The sequence below is a fragment of the Bacteroides sp. 51 genome, from assembly GCF_010500965.1.
In the GTDB taxonomy this organism is placed as follows: domain Bacteria; phylum Bacteroidota; class Bacteroidia; order Bacteroidales; family Bacteroidaceae; genus Bacteroides.
Genome location: NZ_QVMI01000005.1, coordinates 172,284 through 191,971 on the forward strand (window position 1 = coordinate 172,284; position 19,688 = coordinate 191,971).

The window sequence follows — 19,688 nt, forward strand, 5'->3', positions numbered from 1 at the left end:
TCCACCCCCTGCCCCCGCCAGCGGGGGATACGATGCCGCAGGTATCCCCCGCTGGCGGGGGCAGGGGGTGGATATTGTCATTGGTAACCGTAGGTGAAGCAATCCTTCTTTTCATTGCCCGGTATTTTCGTACAACTGTTCGGAAACGAACAGTATCCAAATCGTGGCACGCTCTGATTATCAGCAATTTACCTATTTGGCACAGCTATTGCATTATACTTATCGTAAGCGGACGAAAAAAATATTTCAAAAAAAATCAATGCAAATGCAACCTTTCGATTACTGCTTACGTCTAACAGGTAAAGAACAGAAATAAAAGAAATTATAAACAATAAAAACTAACAATTATGAAGACTGCAATTTTAAAATCAGTATTATGTGTTGCTATCCTTTTCGCAAGTGCTTTGAACATGAATCTTATGGCTCAGGAGAAGTTTGTTACTAACGATGTGATGACTGGAGATTTGGTTACTTCTAAAATAATTTATCGTCAGGATGGTGCATTATACCGCCACATGAAACATGACTTTAAATATGATGACCAGAACAGAGTGGTTGAAAAAGAAACATTTAAGTGGGACTCTAATAAAGAAGAATGGATGCCATACTGTAAGATCGATCTTACTTATACTTCCGACCAGGTTGTTCTGAATTATGGTAAATGGAACAAGAAATCTAAAGCCTATAATGAGGCGCAAGAAAGAAACGTTTATGAACTTGATGGATTCAATATTCCTATCGCATATCAAAATTACAAATGGAACGGTCAAAATGAAGAATGGAAAATTGTTGAAGATCTGAAATTCTCGACCGGAGAGGTATTCTATGCGATTAACTAATAAAAGATTGTGTGTAAGAATTAATTAGTGTAAAGATTAAAGATTAGCCTAGATCAATAGGTATAACGTTTGGTTAAGGTAAAAGAGGCACCTGTGAAGGCGCCTCTTTTGTGTAATCTTATCTACTATAGGTTTTATGACGATAATAGTAGCGCAAGTCTCACAGCCTTGTTAAGGCGTTGATTTCCAATGTTGTTTTTCATGTCATTTCTATCTAAAAGTCACACGCTAGTGTCATAAGTATCATTTTTTAGTTCCGGGTAATTTCTACTACCTGATACACCACCCCTCTGTGTGTTCTTCGCGATTGGAATTTTCCTTTTAGCGACCGTCCCAGGCTCATTGCTGCGTTGCGAGTGCATTTAAAACCGGGTTTGTGTTGGCGAATCTTTTCTAATATCTCGGCACAGGAGAGTTCAATGTATTTCTCGCTTCGGGTGGGTTGGCGGAAATACATAAGCGCCACTTCTTCTTCGGGCAGTATTTGTTGGAACTGGTAATTGGATGTGGTGATATAGGCCTCTTCTTCGCATGTGTACCAGTACCGTTCGTTCTGCCGGATGGCTTCGGCGGCTTGCGCATAGAGTTGTTTGTAATCAATAGGTTGTGAGTAGTCGATGATGCCTTGCACTTCGATACAGATAAACCGGCGGCTACCGGTGGTGTCGGTCAGCAGGTCGAAGTTATTGCTGGTGGCAATGAAGGTGGCATAACGGCGGAGTTGCTCGGTGGCTGTACCATACGGACGCTTGGTTTGTATGATGGTCTTTTGCAGAATATGCTTCATAAACGGCTGGTATGCCGGGCTGATGGAATCGAACTCATCCATATTGATCAGCGCAAAGCGATTCAGGGCCAGTTCCACATGGCGGCGATTGCTGAAGTCTATGCTGTCGGTATAGTATTCGCGTAGCTCGGGTGGCAGGATGTTGAGGCAGAAGGTGGATTTGCCGCAACCCTGGTCGCCGACCAACAGGGGGAGGGTGCTGTTGGCGTGCAGGTGGTCTTTTTGTTGCCAATGCGCCACCATGGAGAGGAACCAGATGTGGAACAGGTCCGCCCAGCGTGGATTGTTGCATGTTACTCGTCCGGCGAGTTGGCGGATGCGGTCTTTGCCGTCCCATGCGGGCAGGTCGAGCAGGTATTCTTCTATCGGGTTGTATGCCAACACCCGGTTTGAGTCTACATAGCGCCGGATGTCGGCATCCCATGCATTGATGCCTTCGCTGATGGCATTGAGCGTGATGCCGTTCATGACTTGTTTGGTCAGCGGACGGAAATCGAAATAAAAGGATTTGATTTCGCGGTATTCTACTATGCCCTTGATGGTGTTGCGGCGCAGTTGGTAGCGGCGTTGCATGAACTCTTCCAGTTGTGCGGCAAGTGTCATGGGTGGGGCGATGCAGGGTTTCCGGCCGAACATCTTTTCCAATGTATAGGTGTTCCGGAAGGTGGTGCGGATGAGGAGTTCATGTTCTTTCAATTTTTCTTTATGCAGCGTAAACCGGATGGCGTCTTCTTCGGGTATGCCCGAGTGCAGGCAGTTCTCGGCCAGCCGGACGAAGAGGGGGTGAAAATCGCTGTCGGCATGTATTCCCTCTATCTGTGTCATGGCATTCCAGAAACAGGTTTCGAACAAGGTGTCGATGATGAAGTGCCGTTCGTAGCCGGGCAAGAGGCGTTGAAGCGGGTCTTTGCTGTGCTGCTGTGCCTGGGTGTAGGTGGGCTCCTGGGGCATGCGGAGTGGTTGTTCGATGCGGATGGCTACGGCCCCGGGATTGTGGTATAAAGTGGGGTCGAACGTCATGCGTATGGCCGTGTCAGGGCGGGGTTCCCGCAGGTCGATCTCCATGTTGAGTTGAGGCTGATACCATTTCACGGCTTCGCGATAGGCGTGGGCATGGAATCGTTCGATCTGTTCACGGGTTTGGGGCAGCGTGCCGTCGGGCAGGGTAAAGGGTACAAGTATTTTTACGCTCTTTCCGCTGGAACCTACGGTGGCCAGGTAGGTTTGCGGCAGCGTGGCGACCAAGTTACGTAACTGTTTGGCTTCTTTGATGGTTGCCAGTTTATTGATTTCGAGCGTAACGAGTCCGGTGTACGTAACGAGTTGCTGCTCGCTTCCGTTTCTTCGGAATGCTCCACCGAATATCATTTGCGGGACTTTGCGGACGTATTCGTAAGATGTTCCCGGCGTGGCATACTGTAGCCTGTCGCGCATGGTGCCGACGGGCTGGTTCTTAGTCTCTGTTTTCATGGCCGCAATGGCTGTTTCTATACTTATCGTGCGTTGCGACTGGCTTCTGAGTTGGGTAATTTTCATTGTTATATTTGTTTGTTTGTTTTTAAATGGTTTTGAATGTAAATGATTAGCTGTAGGGGCGGTTCGCGAACCGCCCGAAAATGGTTTTCTGTATATTCTGTGCATTGGGCGGTTCGCGAACCGCCCCTACAGTAATCCATTCATTTCTGCACCGTTTTACTTATTTCCTATTAACCTTTTTATACTTTAGTTTTTCAAGCACATGCCGCAGGTCATTATCCGCCCGGAAGCACACGCGTTGCGCTTTGACCTCGGCAGGCGTGCATTCCTGCGGTGTATCAAACCCCTTGCTGCTGGCGGAAACAGAAAATGTTCCGATACCTTTGAGTTTGACCGATTCGCCACTTTCCAGATGTTCCTGCAACAGGTCGCTTAGTGCGCTGATTGTTGCCAGAACATCCGCCTCGGTGAGTGAGCATCGCTGGCAGATTTCCGCCGACAGATCGATTTCATTTACTTGCCTGGAGATAATAGGCACACCATAATAACTCCGCTTTTCTTCTTCTCCTGTTTTGTCCACTTTGGACCGTACTACGTATAGTTGCATATGATTATATATTTGGTTCGCAGCAAAAGTACGAACCGCAAAATTGGGGTGGTGCCGAAAGAGGATATACACCGGCTGAAAATGCCTGAAAATGGAGAGAAATTGCCTCGAATTTCATTTAAACTATGTAAATTAACGCTAAAATAATTTAAAAGCAAGCATATCCATCCGGGAGTACCCTTCTGAACTTATCGTGCCAATGCACTGGATAATAGGTGCTTATACTCCGAACCGGAAATGCTGATGCTTTAGACCACACACGCCAATACTCCGGATAGAAAAACACCTGGGTCTATCCTCCTGAAACACCCGGGTGTTTCCGAGTGAAAGATCCGGGTCTTTTGGTGGCAAACACCCGGGTGTTTTTCAACCTGTGATACTTGTGATATTAGCGTGCGACTTTGGCTTAAAAATGATGAGATGCTTTCATTTGAAAGACAGCACATTATGTCGCTTTGTGTGAGATATGATACTTTTGGGCTATGAAAATTGTATGTACGCAGATTGAAATAAGAATTTTATCCGCATCCGCATACGCTGAGAATCAATGAATTATAAATTTTGACGTAAATGTGACGCTGGAATTTTGTTCATTTGACAGTTATGAAATACTTTCGGCGTATTTAAAAGTAATTGCAAATATGAGAAACCATACATGGTATAGTCTATTCATCCTGATCAGTATATTGACAGGTTGTAAAAAACAAGCAAGCGAAAGTGTAATTCATTACACAAGTTTTCCAACCGGGAAAGAACTAAAAGCCATAACGATTGAGCTTGATACCGCCATTTTTCGCTATCCATTCCGGATGCAGGCACAAGGCGACAGGGTCATTGTAATGGATTTACATAATGCTAACCATTATTTTCATCTGTTCACCTATCCGGAGTTCCGTTATGTCAGCTCTTTCGGGAAACGTGGAGATGCTCCGGATGAAATGCTTGCAGCAGAGAATTTCAGATTTGTAGGAGATCAGGAGGTCGAGGTGTGGACACTGGACTCGAATAAAAGCACGATCACTCGGTTAGGATTTTCAACATCCCGCGACTCACTTTTGCACGCAAAGGCAGTCGCACTGGATAAAAACCTGCTTCGTCCTCTTGACTTCTGCATATACGAAGACTCACTCATGATTATCCCCGATTATTCCGGCGAAAATCGTTTTTGCTTTGTCAGTCCGGCAGGAAAACTTCTGTATAAAAGTGGGCAGATTCCCACAACAAATCTAGTTGCTTTAAATGAATCTAAACCTGTACTGTCTCAGGCGTGGAGAAGTTTTGTAGACTATCATCCACGACATGGGATAGTGGCTGCTGCAACTCAACTGGGCGAAGTTCTGGAAATTTATAACTATCGCGACAGCACCCATACTGTCCTGATAGGACCAAATGGCGAACCGGAGTTTCAAGAGATGAATGGATACGCCATACCGGCGGGTATTATGGGATTCAGTGACGTTCAGGTGACGGATAACTATATCTATACCGTTTTTCATGGACGTAAGTTTAAGGATATGATGAAGAATCCGGATAAAATCGTAGATGGCGGACAATTTATATATGTATTTGATCTGAAAGGGAATCCCGTCTGTAAATATACGCTGGATCGGTTTGTTAATGGGCTGTTTGTGGATGAAACGACGCAAAAGATATATGCTACGGATGTGAATAGCAATCAGCCGCTGGTTTATTTTGCACTATAAAAGATTGTACAAACTGGAATGACACAGCTTAAAAAAATATTGAATAAATTGTTGAACCTTTGCTTCTATCTCTGTCTATTAGCAGTGTTATGGGGAGTAATACAGGTTTTTTGCTTTACCTCTTTTCATGTTCCCAGCGATTCGATGAAGCCGGCACTGCTTCCTGGCGATAACATCCTTGTGAATAAAATGGTAGGCGGTCCCCGTCTGTTTGATATTTTTGCATCTCTTGATAAGAAGGATATTGATATTTATCGGCTACCAGGCTTCGGTTCTTTTAAACGGAATGACGTGCTCGTATTTAACTATCCTTTTCCGGGGCGGAAAGACAGTATCGGCTTTGATGTAATGAAGTATTATGTAAAACGCTGCATTGCATTGCCGGGCGATACTTTGGAAATACGGAACGGTTATTTTCATATTCGTGGGGTTGAGCAAGAGTTGGGAAATCGGGAAATGCAGGAGTTTATTTCGAATCTGCCGGATACGTCTGATGGACGGACTGTAATGAGGTCCTACCCTAGAGATAAAACTTTGGGCTGGACCATAAAAGATTTCGGTCCGTTCCCTATTCCCTGTAAAGGTCAACAAGTGCAAATGAATCGGGAAAACTGGTTGCTTTATCAAATAGCTATATTCTGGGAGCAGAAAAAGCGTCCGATATACAAAAAAGATGGATGTGTTTATTTAGGCGACAGCCTGTTGACTACTTATCGCTTTGAAAAGAACTATTACTTTATGGCAGGCGACCGCCTGAAAGATTCTGAAGACTCTCGATATTGGGGCTTATTGCCCGAGGAATTTATTGTTGGTAGAGCTGATTTTATCTGGCTATCTAAGAAACGTAAAAATAGAGAAATAAACTGGGAGCGTTTAATGAAAGAAATCCAATGAAAAGATTGACTATTTATATTCCTTTTATGCTGCAATTTGCAGCCACATTATTGTTACTTTCTGTTGTTTGTGTTTCATCACCTGAATTGCCTCCCGGAGAACAGGCTAAACAATGGCAGTGGTTAGCCTATAGCGGTATAGTATATGCTATTTGTATCTTATTATCTCTGTTGTTTTATCCGTACTTAATGAAATTCAAATGGCCGGATTACACACATATAGTTGTTTGGTCGCTTATCCTCTTGGGCGGTTGCGAAGCAGTAACCGGGCTTCGGCAGTTGTACGGATTCACTTACTCCAATCACTCCTTGTTTGCGCTGACCGGTTCATTCTTCAATCCGGGGCCATATTCCGGTTATCTGGCTATGATATTCCCGGTCTGTTTGAGCGAATATTATCGGTTGAAGGAAATCTCTAAAACATCATTTTGGGCAAAGATCGGATATTACTTTACTATCGGCATACTGCTACTTATGCTTTGTGTACTTCCTGCCGGAATGAGCCGTTCGTCTTGGTTCGCAGCCGGAATATCCGGCCTATTTGTTATAGGTTATTACAAGCAATGGGGTAAGAAATTGAAAGAACATTGGATAAATAACCGTAAAAAGGCCCTAGTTTGGCTGGTATCAGGTTGTATCTGTTTGTTGATCGGTTTGGTCGCCATTTTCTATTTAAAGAAGGACTCGGCCAATGGTCGTCTTTTTATGTGGAAAATCAGTCTTAATGCCATTGCTGAAAAGCCTCTCACCGGATATGGATATGACGGCTTTTCTACTGCTTATGGTGCGGCACAAGAAGCGTACTTTGCCAATGGAACTTATGCGGTGTGGGAAGAACATGTTGCAGGCAGTCCGGAATACGCTTTTAATGAATTTCTGCAAATTGCCATAGAATGGGGTGTGCCGGCATTGTTGTTTTGTTTGACTGTTGTGGGTTTTTGCTTTTGGCATGGGCTAAAGAAATCCCGAATAGGTGTGTGTGGTGGCATATTATCTTTAGCTGTCTTTGCTTTTTCCTCTTATCCGCTACAGTTATCGGTATTTATAGTAACCTTTTTCATTTTGTTGCTGGCTTGTATCACTGGTAAAAACTATATGTGGTTAATAGTTTCTTGTTTAATTGTGTTTTCTTGCAGCTTGCATTTATGGAAAACAGATGATTATGATGCTTGTAAGGAATGGACGCACGCACGTTTGTTTTATAATTCTGGAGCTTATGAATCGGCAAGAGATAAATATATTTTACTTTATTCCAAGTTAAAGAACCGTGCAATGTTTATGTTTGAATATGGTCGTTGTCTGCAAAAGCTGAACGACTATGACGCATCTAATCGGGTTCTGCAAGAAACCGGTTTATTAACCTGCGACCCTATGGTATTTAATCTGATAGGAAAGAACTATCAAAACAAAGGTGAATATGAAAAGGCAGAAGAATACTTCCTGCGTTCTGTCCATCGCCTGCCTGGGCGTATCTATCCTTATTATTTGTTGGCTAAACTATATGCTGAACCCGACTTCTTTCAGGTGGATAAATTAGAATATGCTGCCCGCATGGTGATGGAAAAAGAACCAAAAGTTCAATCTACTGCAATTCGGGAGATGCGGGAGGAAGTTCGGAAAATATGTAGTACTCATCATTCTTCGGATCAGAAATAATGGTATAGGCGCAATCAATTTCTTTTAATTCCTTATTCAATCTATTAATGGTGGATGTCATATTACTGGTAGCATCAATAGATTTAGGCCAAAACTTTTGTCTAATCTCTATTTTGGCAACTCTATATCTATCGGTCTTTAAAAACATGAGAAGTAGTTCATGAAGCTGGGGGCTTAGTTTTACTTCTTTCTCTTTCAGAACCAGCCTCTTCTCATTTACATAATATGTGAGGTCTTTTATATAGTAATTACCGTCTTTTTTCACTTCGGTAGTATTTGCGATTTCTTTTTTCAGTTTACGTGTCCACCAAAATAGGAATATTCCTATAACAAGGCAACAAATAAATAGTATGTAAATCAGTGTTTTATGCATTAAATGCCATATAGTATAAGAGGAGTAATGGATATAAGCATAGTAATTGATATCTTCATATACACCTTGATTGGTGAACGCAGTACGATAATTGGGTTTAAGTGCAAGGGTGTCGCCACTCCATTCGTTTTTCTTAGTGTAGAATGAAGAAGTTATTCCAATAATAGACTGCGCATAAATATTTTCTTTCTGTAATAGATCATCAAATACAACTTGGATGCTGTCTTGATATGACTGTTCTATCTCAACAAGGAGTGTTTGAAAATCTCTTAATGCACTCTCGGCAGGAGTAACAATTTTACTTCTATATGTAAAAGTGGTGTCTGCATACCTTGCCGTTCGGGTTTCATATCCTCCTATTTCCTTACTGTTTGGATCATATTCGTATTGTGCTAAATAATAAATGCCCCCCATTTTTGAGTCGACGTATCTCTCGACTGCGGTATTTAGGCAAGCGGGGATTTTGTCAGCTAAGTATTCTTTTGCGCCATTAATCTGATGGAATATTGTACAGATGAGCAGTAAGATTGTAATGCTAAGGAGGAAAAATAAGGCTTTTGATGCATAAATCTTGAATCTATTCATGTCTGATAATCAATTGATTATAAATTGTGACGTAATTGTGACGTTAGAAATTAGCAATTACTTCTTTGAGGAATTACATTTGCAAATGTATAAACAATAAAAATGAAATACAATGAAAACCAAACTAAAATTAGTGCTACTAATGGTTGTGCTTCTGTGTACAGCCTTTCTTCAAACCAAAACAAGCAAACAAAATGATGTCGTATTTTCTAATATTGAAGCTTTAGCCAGCTGGGAAGGTGGCACCGCTAAATGCATTTATACTGGATCTATAGACTGCCCTACCAGTCATGTTAAAGTGTATAGAGTATATTGATCAACAAAACCCAAAACAGTGTAATGATGAGGTATATTTGTGTTCTTTTGCTGGTGTTTGTGTTTTTATCCTGTAAAGAATCGGATAGGAGTCGTATTTCAGGCCTAGTTAAAGAATGGGAGGGTAAAGCGATTGTTTTTCCGGAAAAAATAGTTTTTACCAAGTATGGTATAGATACTCTTGATTACCAAATGCCAGAATCGGACTACTTTATAGTCTCTTATATCGATTCTATGGGCTGTACTTCATGTAAGTTGCAATTCCATAAATGGGAGTCTGTAATGAATGAAATGGATTCTGTTTTAGGTAAACACATTCCTTTTTTATTTATGTTTCATCCCAAGAATAAAAAAGACTTGTCCGAATTGAATTACTTGATGAAAAGGGATAAATTTGATTATCCGGTTTGGATTGATACTGAAGATACATTTAATAAACAAAACCAGTTACCCTCGGAGGATGCTTTCCATTCATTCTTGATCAATAACCAATGTAAGGTAGTTGCTATTGGCAATCCGTTCCGAAATCCTAAAGTACGAGAACTATATCTAAAAATAATTTCTGGTGGTGATAAACAAAAATCATCATTACAATCTAACATAACAAGTATAGATGTAAAGAAGACTGTGCTTGATTTAGGCGAATTTGATTATACTGTTCCGCAGGAAGTGGTTTTTACATTGCGGAATAGTGGAAAAGAACGCTTGGTAATAAATGATATTGTTTCTTCTTGTGGATGTATATCTGTGGATTATTTACGATCGCCCATTGAACCCGAAAAAGAAATATCTATCCGGGTAGTATATAAAGCAGAGAAACCTGAATATGTAAATAAAACATTGACTATATATGCCAATATAGAGTCACCACTAAAAGTGATGATTAGAGGTAACGCTCATTAATTAATTGGATAATGGAAGAAGGAGTGGGTGCCTTTTGCTTGGATGGCTTAACACCCACTCCGGATTCCTCTTAAAAAGAAAGGAGGTAGCGGCAAAGATAGGTGTAGAAAGTGAATAAAGCAAATACTTGCTTTTTATTTAGAAATATAGATGTAAAATAAATTAAATTGAATAAACAAAATGAACAAGAAAATTAAAATAGCTATAGTAGCAGTTTTTGCCCTTGTAGTAGGGTGTAACATATTTACTAGTCAAAGTAATAAGGACCTGTCTTATCTAACGCTGGAAAATATTGAAGCCTTAGCTACTGAAAATTGGACAGGTAGAATATACTTGGCGGGTGAAAGAGGTACTGGAGGATGTATACATTGTCCTGAAAGTGATTCAAACTGTACTTGTTAAATTAATGACCTTGTCATTTGACAAGGTCTTAAAATTCTATTTCAATGAAAAAAGGATGTTTGTTATTTCTATTAGTAGGATTGTTGAGTTCTTGTAAACAAGCAGGACCACTTAGCAACAGAAATATTAAAACGATAGATATTAAGCTAGATGAAATTAAACCTTTACCTGAGGCTGCATTTCAGGATTTTATTTTTTTAGAGTTAGAAACAAGAGACGATTGTTTGCTAGAAGATATATCTAAAACTGTTTTTGATGACGACTTTATTTATATTTTGTCATCCTTTGGCGGCAATATTTATATTTTTCAGAAAAATGGGCAGTACATATCAAAGTTAAAACAAGGAAGTGGTCCTGGTGAGTTGGTGTTTGCTACAGATTTCTATGTTGATAATGACCGAATTTATGTTCTGGATGTTTATCGTAAGATAAAAGAGTATGATTTATCTGGCAAATATCTAAAAGAAACGGATCTTGAATCTCCATTTTTTCTAATTTCAAAACACAATCAATCTCTTTTCTTATTTGATCCAAATTTAGGTAAAAACAATGACTATCATTTAGCTATATACGAGAATGGGGAAAAAAGTTCCTTTTTAAAGAAAAAAGATGAATTTAAGCGAGTGGGGTATATGCCAACAAATGTTTTTGTAGAAACTAATAATCAGAATATGCTTATATCTCACATGCTGTCAGATACAATTTATCAATATAATGATGAAGATAAATCAGTTTTGGCTTCTTACTATATTGACTTTCATGGAATGTCCGTAAATTCTAAGACTATCGAAATGAGAGATCCGAGGATGTATCAAAAAGTATGTAAAGACAATGATTATATTGGAGGTATTTACCGTTTGGCATTTTTTGAAGATCAACTCTTTTTCTCCTTTGAATATAAGAAATCTGTGTATGCTTTTTATAATACAGATACCGAAAACGTTGATTTGTATGCTAATTTATTAAGTCAATTACCTAATCCAACAAAGATTGTAGGTAAAAATAAAAAGGAATTAATCTGTGTATACTATATGAATGATCTTCATGAGTATTTTGAGGATAATTCTCCGGTAGGGGATAAAGCTGATAAGTTGAGAAGTCTAAGTTCTGATGTTGAGAAAAATCCAATCTTAGTAATTTTGAATATGTAGTATAGTAGATGCTAAATGATAGTCTTGTATTTGATTATGTTATAGTTAGATAAGATTAAGGGTTGAGCGTACAGGTAATTCAGGTTTTAACCAATCTCTAGTGAAATGGAATATGAATATAGGTGAATCGGAAAAGATGGAATATGAGCACCCCGCGATTGAAAAGAAGCGTGTAAGCTTTACAGTATCTATTGATGATAGCTTATGTGTTGAATGTTATATGTTATTGTACTTTAGATACATATGAGCCTTAATGTCAATTCGGTAGTACAATACAGAATGAGTTTTAAACTAAAACAAAAATAATGAAATTTTTTCTTATACTTTTTTTAATCGTAGGATTATGCGCATGTAATAGAACTAGCGGATTGTTTAAAAATAGCAAACAAACTGTTGTTTGCGAAAAGATAGACATTGATTTTTTGATAGCTCTAAATATTGAATTAATACTACAGGACAGTATATTGCTGTTGAATGATTTTAAGCTAGACCCTATGATTACAGTGTTGAATTTGAATAACAATTCCACTGTTTCAACTTTTTTGCAAAAAGGAGAAGGGCCTAATGATTGCATACCTCCTGTCCAGTTACAAAGATTAGATGATTCAATTTATATATTAGAAAGACAAACAGCTGTTTTAAATAAATTTCAGTATTCAATGATTAATGACGGGAATGTAAATCTTGAAAAAATTTGGCAATCTAATAATTTTCCTAATACTTTTGTTCCCTTGAATGATACTGTATTTATGGCTACTATGATTAATAGCAAGAGTCGCTTTGTTTTAATTGATAAAAAAGGAGAAGATGTTGGTAACTTTGGAGAATACCCTTGTTTGTCACCTGGTGAAAATGGGTACGATAACATCAGCAAGAGTATGTTTCATCAGACATTCCTTCTTAAAAAGAGAATGGAGAATAAAATAGCAGCAATGGCGTCACATGTTTTAGAACTGTATTCATACGATGAAAAGTATAATTTTAATTTGGAACGGCAAATTCTATTTTCAAAGTATGAATATTCACCATCCACTTCTAGCGACATGAATAGTATTACATCTTCTGAAAATACAGATAGGGGAGCTATGTGTTTTTATAATACAGACAAGTATATATATGTAGTTTATAATCCTGAGAATGAGCGGTTATATATGCATCCTGAGAAGCGCAAAAACGAGCTATGGATTTTTGATTGGGATGGTAATCCGATAAAAGCATTATTGCCCGACAAAGATATTACAACAATAGCAGTAGATGAAAAAGATAATTATATTTATGGTGTAGATAAAAATTGCGAATTGTTCCGAATAAATATCAAAATATAAATTAAGGTAAAAAAGCCGCTTTTGGGATTCCACATTAAATCTCTTTTTTATGAATACAAAGAAAAAACATTATTGACAGATTTATATGTCGTAATGTATGTGTTGATAGAAAAGCGGATATGAGGGAACACTCCTCATAATTAGCGAATTGAAGAAGTAAAATTCTGTAGTAGTGACAATCAATGATGGGGTGCAGTTTGATTGTTTAAATCTTGATGAACTGAAAAAATATTATTAAAAAAAAGACAGAACTGGAGAACTTTAATGATGAAGATAATTCCTAGAGTTATAATATTGCTCTTAATTCTTTTTTCCTGTAAAAAAGAACCGGATCATCTACAAGATGCCCTAAATGAGTCGGGAGTTAACCGTTCTGAATTGGAATGTGTATTGCAACATTATCAAAACGATTCAATAAAACTCAGAGCCGCTTTCTTTCTGCTTTTCAATATGAAAGGCTTACATACATTAGATGGGAATTCTATGGATGTATTCTATTGTGTGATGGATAGTCTTCGAAAGTCAACAGATGAAATGAACGTATTTGATAGGAGAAGTTTCTATGGCAAGGTATTAAAAGGAAGTAGCTTGTCTGATTTGCAAAAAAAATATGATTTAAACCAAATTAAAGCGAGTGATCTTACTCGACGAATAGACCATGCCTTTAAAGTATGGAAAATGCCTTGGGCAAAAGATCTGAGTTTTGACGATTTCTGTGAATATCTCCTACCCCATAGGGTTGGAACAGAGGTTTTGGAAAACTGGGAGCAGGATTATTCGGATTATTTCCAGTCTTTATTAGATCATGTCGACCTGGATTCAGACAGTGCTATGTATAAAGTTTGTGGAAACTTATCTGAAAAAATTAAATGGAACACCTATTCGTATCCAGTCAATATGCCAAACATCAAACCCTCTATACTTAAGTATCAGAAAATAGGTACATGTGAAGAATTTGCTAATTTATTTGTGTTTGTTGGAAGAACATTTGGCATACCCGCAGCTATAGATTTTACTCCACAATGGGCAAATCATTCTATGGGACATGTATGGAGTGTAGTAATTCACAATAACGAAACTCTATATTATATGATTGGTGAAGGGGTACCTCGCCCGGCTCATGATAAGAGATTTACATATAAATTACCCAAGGTATATCGCAGAACTTATGGTATTCAATCCCATTCTTTAGCAATGCTAGCCTCAAACGAATCACTTCCTCTTTTTTTTCGTAATCCGAGAATGAAAGATGTAACGGAGGAGTATATCCCAACAAAGAATTTGCAAGTAGAGGATTTGAATAAGGTTAGCAATAAAGGAAAGCGAATTTATGCCGCTGTATTTGATGATAAAAATTGGATCCCGGTGGCTTGGGGGAATATAGAAAAGAAAAATAAGGGAACAATCCCTAATATTGGCTATCCGGCTATATATTTACCAATTTACTACATTGATGGTCAGTGTGTAGCTGCACAATATCCAGTAAGGCTGGATGAACAGGGTTGTCATTCTTTAATTCCGGAGAAGGAGAAGCTACAAACAGTCGTTTTAAAAAGAAAATTTATGGATAACCGTGCCTGGGAGTTTGTAGAAATGATTAAAGGTGGAAGATTTCAAGTGGCAGATAATATTAACTTCAAGAATGCCAAAGAATTTGGTATACCTGATACAGTGGGATATAACTATCAAACAATAAATGTTTCGGATGGGAATAAATACAGGTATATCCGATATATTCCATTGGCTAATACTACAGGATGCATTGCTGAAATAGAAGTGTACAGTAAAGATGATATTCAACGAAAAGGTAAGATTATAGGCACATATACTCATACAAGTGACACAATACATGGTATGGAGAAAGTCTTCGACGGAAAGACATTAAGCTATGCTATTTGTAATAAAGAACGGAATGATCAATGGATAGGCCTGGATTTGGGAGAGCCTGTTGAAGTTAGTAAAATAGTGTACTTACCCCGTTCAGATGATAATTTCATTAAAGATAGAGAATTGTATGAGCTATTCTTTTGGGACAATAAGTGGACTTCTTTAGGGAAACAAATGGGAAATAAGCAGACGCAATGTTTAGTTTATGACAATGTACCATCAAACTCGTTATTATTGCTCAGAAATCTGACGAAAGGGAAGGAGGAGAGAATCTTTACTTATGAGAATGGCCAACAGGTATGGTGGTGATTATATTGGGTATTAAATCAGTTAGAATGATATTACTGGTGAATTGTACGAAAATCTAGTAGATTGTATTCGTATTTCTCTATATTTGTTGTGCACTGTCATTAACTAAACACCTTTTAATTATAAAAAACAGAATCTAACCCGAATTAATATCCTGGTAAAGATTTGACATAAAATACTTTTATAATGAAATACACACTATTTTCTCTTTTAATGGGGATGTTGGTAACTCTTGCTGCATGTAGCGGTTCAAAAAAGGAAGAAACTCAGGATGAAATATCTACTATTCTTCCTGATTCCAAAAACGAAGTAACCGTTGTTACCCTTGAGAGGCAAGCATTCAATCACGAACTGGTCAGTAACGGTAAAGTTTCTGCCAAAACAGTAGCCGAACTGCGCTTTGAATCAGCGGAAGTGATCTCACATATTTATGTGAAGAACGGTGACCGGGTATGTAAAGGGCAGAAAATCGCAGAATTGGATAAATATCGTTTGCTCAATAGAATCACTCAAACAAAGGATGCAGTAGAGCGGGCGGAACTTGATTTGCAGGATGTACTTATCGGGCAGGGATATAATTTAGATAATCTGGATGAAGTTCCCGAAGATATAATGCAATTGGCGAAAGTGAAAAGTGGGGCTGAGCAGAACAAAGCACAATACGAGTTGGCACAGTATGAATTGCAGCGCGCCACATTAGTTGCTCCATTTGATGGAGTAGTGGCTAATCTGTTTGATAAACCTCACAATGTGGCCAGTTTATCTGAACCATTTTGTTCGATCATTGATACGCGCGGAATGGAAGTTGACTTCACGGTGCTGGAAAGCGAGTTATCTTTAATAAAGAATGGAGATAAAGTGCAAATTTCTCCTTTCTCGGATATGACAACAACTTATTCTGGAAGTATAAGTGAGATCAATCCGTTAGTAGATGACAAAGGGATGGTTAGTGTAAGGGCACGGGTAGATGGTGCTGGTAAACTGTTTAGCGGCATGAATGTTCGGATAAGTGTGTACCGTTCATTGGAGAATCAGCTGATAGTTCCCAAGAGTGCGGTTGTATTGCGTTCCGGAAAACAGGTGGTGTTTACGTTAAAGGATGGAAAAGCATACTGGAACTACATTCATACCGGATTAGAAAACGCTGAATATTATACCATTATTGAAGGAAGCAAAGAGAATCTGAATGAAGGGGATATAGTGATTATAAGTGGAAATATTAATCTGGCACATGAAGCACCAGTGATTGTGATTGACAATTAGACGATTTACGACTGAAATTAGTTCTATATGATCCGTTTCCTTATCCAACGCCCCATTGCCGTACTCATGGCATTTACAGCCTGCTTTATTGTGGGGTTGATTACTTATCATACCCTGCCGGTATCCCTCTTACCTGATATAGCAATTCCTGAGATTACTGTACAGATAACTTCGACAAACACATCGGCTCGTGAATTGGAGAATACAGTGGTTAAACCTATTCGCCAACAACTATTGCAAGTGGCACGCTTGCAGGATATGCAAAGTGAAACACGCGACGGATCGGGGATTATACGATTGAGTTTTGATTTTGGCATCAATACGGACCTGGCATTTATAGAGGTAAACGAAAAGATAGATGCCGCGATGAATTATCTGCCTAAGGGGACGGAACGGCCGAAAGTGATAAAAGCCAGTGCCACGGATATACCGGTGTTTTATTTGAACTTGACGTTGAAAGATTCTTCTCCCACCACTCCGGCTGTTGGTCGCTCCTATTCGAGGGGTGACTGCTCCCACCACCCCGCCCTTCCGGGCACCCCTCCTCGGGCAGGAGGGGAATTCGATGCCGATTTCTTAGCGCTGTGTGAGTTTGCCGAATCGGTTATCAAACGGCGCATTGAACAGTTGCCCGAGGTGGCTATGGTGGATGTAACGGGGTTGGTCGACAGGCAGTTGCAGATTGTACCCGATATGGATAAAATGGCATTGTTGAATCTGTCCATTGAAGATATTGAAACAGTACTTTCCCAGAACAATGTGGAGCCTGGTAGCATGATTGTACGTGATGGGTATTACGAATACAACATCCGTTTTGCTACGCTTCTGCGTACGGTGGAGGATGTGGAGAATATCTATTTGAATAAGGGCGGACGTATTATGCAACTGAAAGATTTCTGTAAGGTGGGTATTATTCCCGCACAGGAGCGTGGGTTGTCGGTGGCTGAGGGTAAGCGTGCGGTAACATTGGCCATTATCAAGCATGCCGATGAGAATATGGACCGGATGAAAGAAGCTTTGTCCGGTACTATGGAATACTTTGCTCGTGTTTATCCGGATATAGATTTTGCTATTTCCCGCAATCAGACGGAGTTGTTGGACTACACCATCGCCAACCTGAAAGAAAACCTCACGCTCGGATTCGTCTTTATCTGTATCATTGCTGTGCTTTTCCTGGGCGATGTAAAATCTCCTTTTATTATTGGGCTGAGCATGGTGGTTTCTATTGTCATCTGTTTCATGTTTTTCTATTTATTTAAAATGTCACTTAATATCATTTCCCTTTCCGGATTGATTCTGGCATTGGGGATGATGATAGATAGTTCCATCATTGTAACCGAAAACATATCTCAGTACCGGGAGAAAGGATACTCGTTGAAACGTGCCTGTATAGCAGGAACAAGTGAAGTAATTACCCCCATGCTGAGTTCTACGCTGACTACAATTGCTGTGTTTGTACCCCTGGTTTTTATGAGTGGCATTGCAGGGGCTATATTCTTCGATCAGGCTTTCTCGGTTACAGTTGGATTGATCGTTTCCTATTTTACAGGCATCATGCTCCTGCCGGTTTTGTACTATCTGGTCTATCGTACAGGGATGCGTAAAATTCGTCTTTTTGCACTGAAGATAAATAATCCGTTTAAAGAACATACATTAGATCGGTGGTATGATCGCGGAATAGACTGGGTATTCAGTCACAAGCTATTGTGCGTTGTGTTTTGTCTGGTTTCCATTCCACTTTGTATATTCATGTTTTTCTTTATTGATAAGGCCAGAATGCCCGAGATAGATGAAAACGAACTGATGGTACGTATAGAATGGAATGAAAATATACATATTGATGAGAATCGGGAACGGGTAGATAAATTATTTAGTGTCTTTGTTGGTAAGACTCTGGAACAGAGTGCCTTCATTGGTCAGCAGGACTTTCTGTTGAACCGGGATCAGGAGCTTTCTTCTTCTGAGGTGGAGGTCTATGTAAAAACAGCATCGCCGGATGAGATCGTTCCATTGCAACGTGAAATATATGAGAAGGTAAAGCAGGCCTACCCGTTGGCTGTAATCTCTTTCTCGCCACCTGAGACTTTCTTTGAGAAACTATTTGTAACAGGTGAAGCCGATGTCGTGGCCGAACTATATCCGCGAAACAAGGCGTCTGTTCTGGATGCAGTCCATCTAAGGGCACTGGAGGCAGATTATAGTGCGGCTACAGGGGTTACCCCTACGGGAGTGGCTTTCGAAAATCAACTGAATATCCATATTAACCGGGAGCGGTTGTTATTATACAATGTATCTTATAATGAACTGCAACGTATGCTCAAAACGGCATTTAAGGAAAATGAAGTGGCCATGTTGCATGCTTTTCAGCAATATCTCCCGATAACCATTGCAGGAGAAGAGAAAACGGTGAACCGGATATTGCAGGAGACGCTTATACAAACCCTGCCGGATAAATACGGCGAAGTGAATTATATACCCCTTCGGGAACTGATTACCGCAACCCCCGCAGAGGATCTGAAAAGTATTATTGCCGGACGGAACGGAGAGTATATACCTTTCCGATTCTATCAAGTGAAAAATCCAGAGAAGCTAATTGATGAAGTTAAAACCGTAACAGATAAAGCAGGACAGTGGGAGGTTGACTTCTCAGGGAGCTTTTTCTCTAATCAGAAAATGCTGAATGAACTGGTTGTGATTTTGTTTGTTTCTATTCTCCTGATGTACTTTATTCTGGCAGCTCAGTTCGAGAGTTTCCTTCAACCATTGATTGTACTAATGGAGATTCCTGTTGATGTGGCGTTTGCTTTGATTTTACTTTGGGTCTGTGGTCATACGCTGAACCTGATGTCGGCCATTGGATTAATCGTAACTTGTGGCATTATTATCAATGACTCCATTCTGAAACTGGATGCGATCAATGAACTACGCAAAGAGGGTGTACCCTTACTTGAAGCCATTCATGAAGCGGGACGGCGTCGATTGCGTCCTATTATCATGACTTCGCTGACAACTATTTTTGCGATGGTTCCTCTTCTCTTTTCCTTTGATATGGGCTCCGAATTGCAGAAGCCGCTTTCTATTGCCATGATAGGTACTATGGCTATTGGAACGTTGGTGAGTTTGTTTATTATCCCTTTAATATATTGGTTTATATATAAGAATAACTCACCACAGAGTAACACAGAGTCTCACAGAGTTAAAAGTTGATTTTGTT

The 19,688-nt window shown here is 39.5% G+C and carries 15 protein-coding genes; 12 read left to right on the top strand and 3 right to left on the bottom strand.

Features of this window, described 5'->3' with window-relative positions:
• Positions 1-347 precede the first annotated feature (347 nt).
• Positions 348-839 carry a DUF3836 domain-containing protein gene (locus D0T87_RS06510; RefSeq protein ID WP_163173989.1) on the top strand — a complete coding sequence of 164 codons (492 nt, stop codon included), beginning with the start codon at positions 348-350 and terminating at the stop codon, positions 837-839.
• 250 nt (positions 840-1,089) lie between these two features.
• Here D0T87_RS06510 and D0T87_RS06515 read toward each other — a convergent pair whose 3' ends face one another.
• Positions 1,090-3,162 (bottom strand): BT4734/BF3469 family protein, encoded by a 2,073-nt coding sequence (locus D0T87_RS06515; RefSeq protein ID WP_163173991.1) that lies wholly within the window; start codon positions 3,160-3,162, stop codon positions 1,090-1,092.
• Positions 3,163-3,322: 160 nt separating this feature from the next.
• Positions 3,323-3,709, bottom strand: coding sequence for an HU family DNA-binding protein (locus D0T87_RS06520; RefSeq protein WP_163173993.1), 387 nt, complete (start codon positions 3,707-3,709; stop codon positions 3,323-3,325).
• A 641-nt stretch (positions 3,710-4,350) separates the two neighbouring features.
• On the opposite strand from D0T87_RS06520, the gene D0T87_RS06525 reads away from it, so the two are divergent.
• The 3 genes from D0T87_RS06525 to D0T87_RS06535 are packed head-to-tail and all read left to right on the top strand — an operon-like array spanning position 4,351 to position 7,961.
• A complete protein-coding gene (locus D0T87_RS06525; RefSeq protein ID WP_163173995.1) occupies positions 4,351-5,412 on the top strand; it encodes a BF3164 family lipoprotein in 1,062 nt (353 codons plus the stop codon).
• An 18-nt stretch (positions 5,413-5,430) separates the two neighbouring features.
• Complete coding sequence (gene lepB / locus D0T87_RS06530; protein ID WP_163173997.1) at positions 5,431-6,306, top strand: signal peptidase I; 876 nt, start codon at positions 5,431-5,433, stop codon at positions 6,304-6,306.
• Positions 6,303-7,961, top strand: a complete 1,659-nt coding sequence (locus D0T87_RS06535; protein WP_203558624.1) for an O-antigen ligase family protein — start codon at positions 6,303-6,305, stop codon at positions 7,959-7,961. The genes lepB and D0T87_RS06535 overlap by 4 nt, the downstream gene beginning before the upstream one ends.
• On the opposite strand, the gene D0T87_RS06540 is transcribed toward D0T87_RS06535, so the two are convergent.
• Positions 7,888-8,919, bottom strand: a complete 1,032-nt coding sequence (locus tag D0T87_RS06540) for a hypothetical protein (protein WP_163173999.1) — start codon at positions 8,917-8,919, stop codon at positions 7,888-7,890. The genes D0T87_RS06535 and D0T87_RS06540 overlap by 74 nt on opposite strands.
• Before the next feature lie 112 nt (positions 8,920-9,031).
• On the opposite strand from D0T87_RS06540, the gene D0T87_RS06545 reads away from it, so the two are divergent.
• The 8 genes from D0T87_RS06545 to D0T87_RS06580 all read left to right on the top strand — a co-directional run bounded on the left by D0T87_RS06545 (position 9,032) and on the right by D0T87_RS06580 (position 19,681).
• Positions 9,032-9,235 carry an NVEALA domain-containing protein gene (locus D0T87_RS06545; RefSeq protein ID WP_163174001.1) on the top strand — a complete coding sequence of 68 codons (204 nt, stop codon included), beginning with the start codon at positions 9,032-9,034 and terminating at the stop codon, positions 9,233-9,235.
• Positions 9,236-9,258: 23 nt separating this feature from the next.
• Positions 9,259-10,137 carry a DUF1573 domain-containing protein gene (locus tag D0T87_RS06550; RefSeq protein WP_163174003.1) on the top strand — a complete coding sequence of 293 codons (879 nt, stop codon included), beginning with the start codon at positions 9,259-9,261 and terminating at the stop codon, positions 10,135-10,137.
• A gap of 180 nt (positions 10,138-10,317) precedes the next feature.
• Entirely contained in the window at positions 10,318-10,539 is a 222-nt protein-coding gene (locus tag D0T87_RS06555) for an NVEALA domain-containing protein (protein WP_163174005.1), read from the top strand.
• 44 nt (positions 10,540-10,583) lie between these two features.
• Complete coding sequence (locus D0T87_RS06560) at positions 10,584-11,690, top strand: 6-bladed beta-propeller (RefSeq protein ID WP_163174007.1); 1,107 nt, start codon at positions 10,584-10,586, stop codon at positions 11,688-11,690.
• 305 nt (positions 11,691-11,995) lie between these two features.
• On the top strand, positions 11,996-13,015 hold the full coding sequence (locus D0T87_RS06565; protein ID WP_163174009.1) for a BF3164 family lipoprotein: 1,020 nt from the start codon (positions 11,996-11,998) through the stop codon (positions 13,013-13,015).
• 264 nt (positions 13,016-13,279) lie between these two features.
• Entirely contained in the window at positions 13,280-15,211 is a 1,932-nt protein-coding gene (locus tag D0T87_RS06570; protein WP_163174011.1) for a transglutaminase domain-containing protein, read from the top strand.
• Positions 15,212-15,397: 186 nt separating this feature from the next.
• Entirely contained in the window at positions 15,398-16,474 is a 1,077-nt protein-coding gene (locus D0T87_RS06575; RefSeq protein WP_163174013.1) for an efflux RND transporter periplasmic adaptor subunit, read from the top strand.
• Positions 16,475-16,501: 27 nt separating this feature from the next.
• Positions 16,502-19,681 carry an efflux RND transporter permease subunit gene (locus tag D0T87_RS06580; RefSeq protein ID WP_163174015.1) on the top strand — a complete coding sequence of 1,060 codons (3,180 nt, stop codon included), beginning with the start codon at positions 16,502-16,504 and terminating at the stop codon, positions 19,679-19,681.
• Positions 19,682-19,688 lie beyond the last annotated feature (7 nt).

Coding starts and splice junctions, on each gene's coding strand:
- D0T87_RS06510 (WP_163173989.1), top strand. CDS start 348: ATGAAGACTGCAATTTTAAAATCAGTATTATGTGTTGCTATCCTTTTC.
- D0T87_RS06515 (WP_163173991.1), bottom strand. CDS start 3,162: ATGAAAATTACCCAACTCAGAAGCCAGTCGCAACGCACGATAAGTATA.
- D0T87_RS06520 (WP_163173993.1), bottom strand. CDS start 3,709: ATGCAACTATACGTAGTACGGTCCAAAGTGGACAAAACAGGAGAAGAA.
- D0T87_RS06525 (WP_163173995.1), top strand. CDS start 4,351: ATGAGAAACCATACATGGTATAGTCTATTCATCCTGATCAGTATATTG.
- lepB (WP_163173997.1), top strand. CDS start 5,431: ATGACACAGCTTAAAAAAATATTGAATAAATTGTTGAACCTTTGCTTC.
- D0T87_RS06535 (WP_203558624.1), top strand. CDS start 6,303: ATGAAAAGATTGACTATTTATATTCCTTTTATGCTGCAATTTGCAGCC.
- D0T87_RS06540 (WP_163173999.1), bottom strand. CDS start 8,919: ATGAATAGATTCAAGATTTATGCATCAAAAGCCTTATTTTTCCTCCTT.
- D0T87_RS06545 (WP_163174001.1), top strand. CDS start 9,032: ATGAAAACCAAACTAAAATTAGTGCTACTAATGGTTGTGCTTCTGTGT.
- D0T87_RS06550 (WP_163174003.1), top strand. CDS start 9,259: ATGATGAGGTATATTTGTGTTCTTTTGCTGGTGTTTGTGTTTTTATCC.
- D0T87_RS06555 (WP_163174005.1), top strand. CDS start 10,318: ATGAACAAGAAAATTAAAATAGCTATAGTAGCAGTTTTTGCCCTTGTA.
- D0T87_RS06560 (WP_163174007.1), top strand. CDS start 10,584: ATGAAAAAAGGATGTTTGTTATTTCTATTAGTAGGATTGTTGAGTTCT.
- D0T87_RS06565 (WP_163174009.1), top strand. CDS start 11,996: ATGAAATTTTTTCTTATACTTTTTTTAATCGTAGGATTATGCGCATGT.
- D0T87_RS06570 (WP_163174011.1), top strand. CDS start 13,280: ATGATGAAGATAATTCCTAGAGTTATAATATTGCTCTTAATTCTTTTT.
- D0T87_RS06575 (WP_163174013.1), top strand. CDS start 15,398: ATGAAATACACACTATTTTCTCTTTTAATGGGGATGTTGGTAACTCTT.
- D0T87_RS06580 (WP_163174015.1), top strand. CDS start 16,502: ATGATCCGTTTCCTTATCCAACGCCCCATTGCCGTACTCATGGCATTT.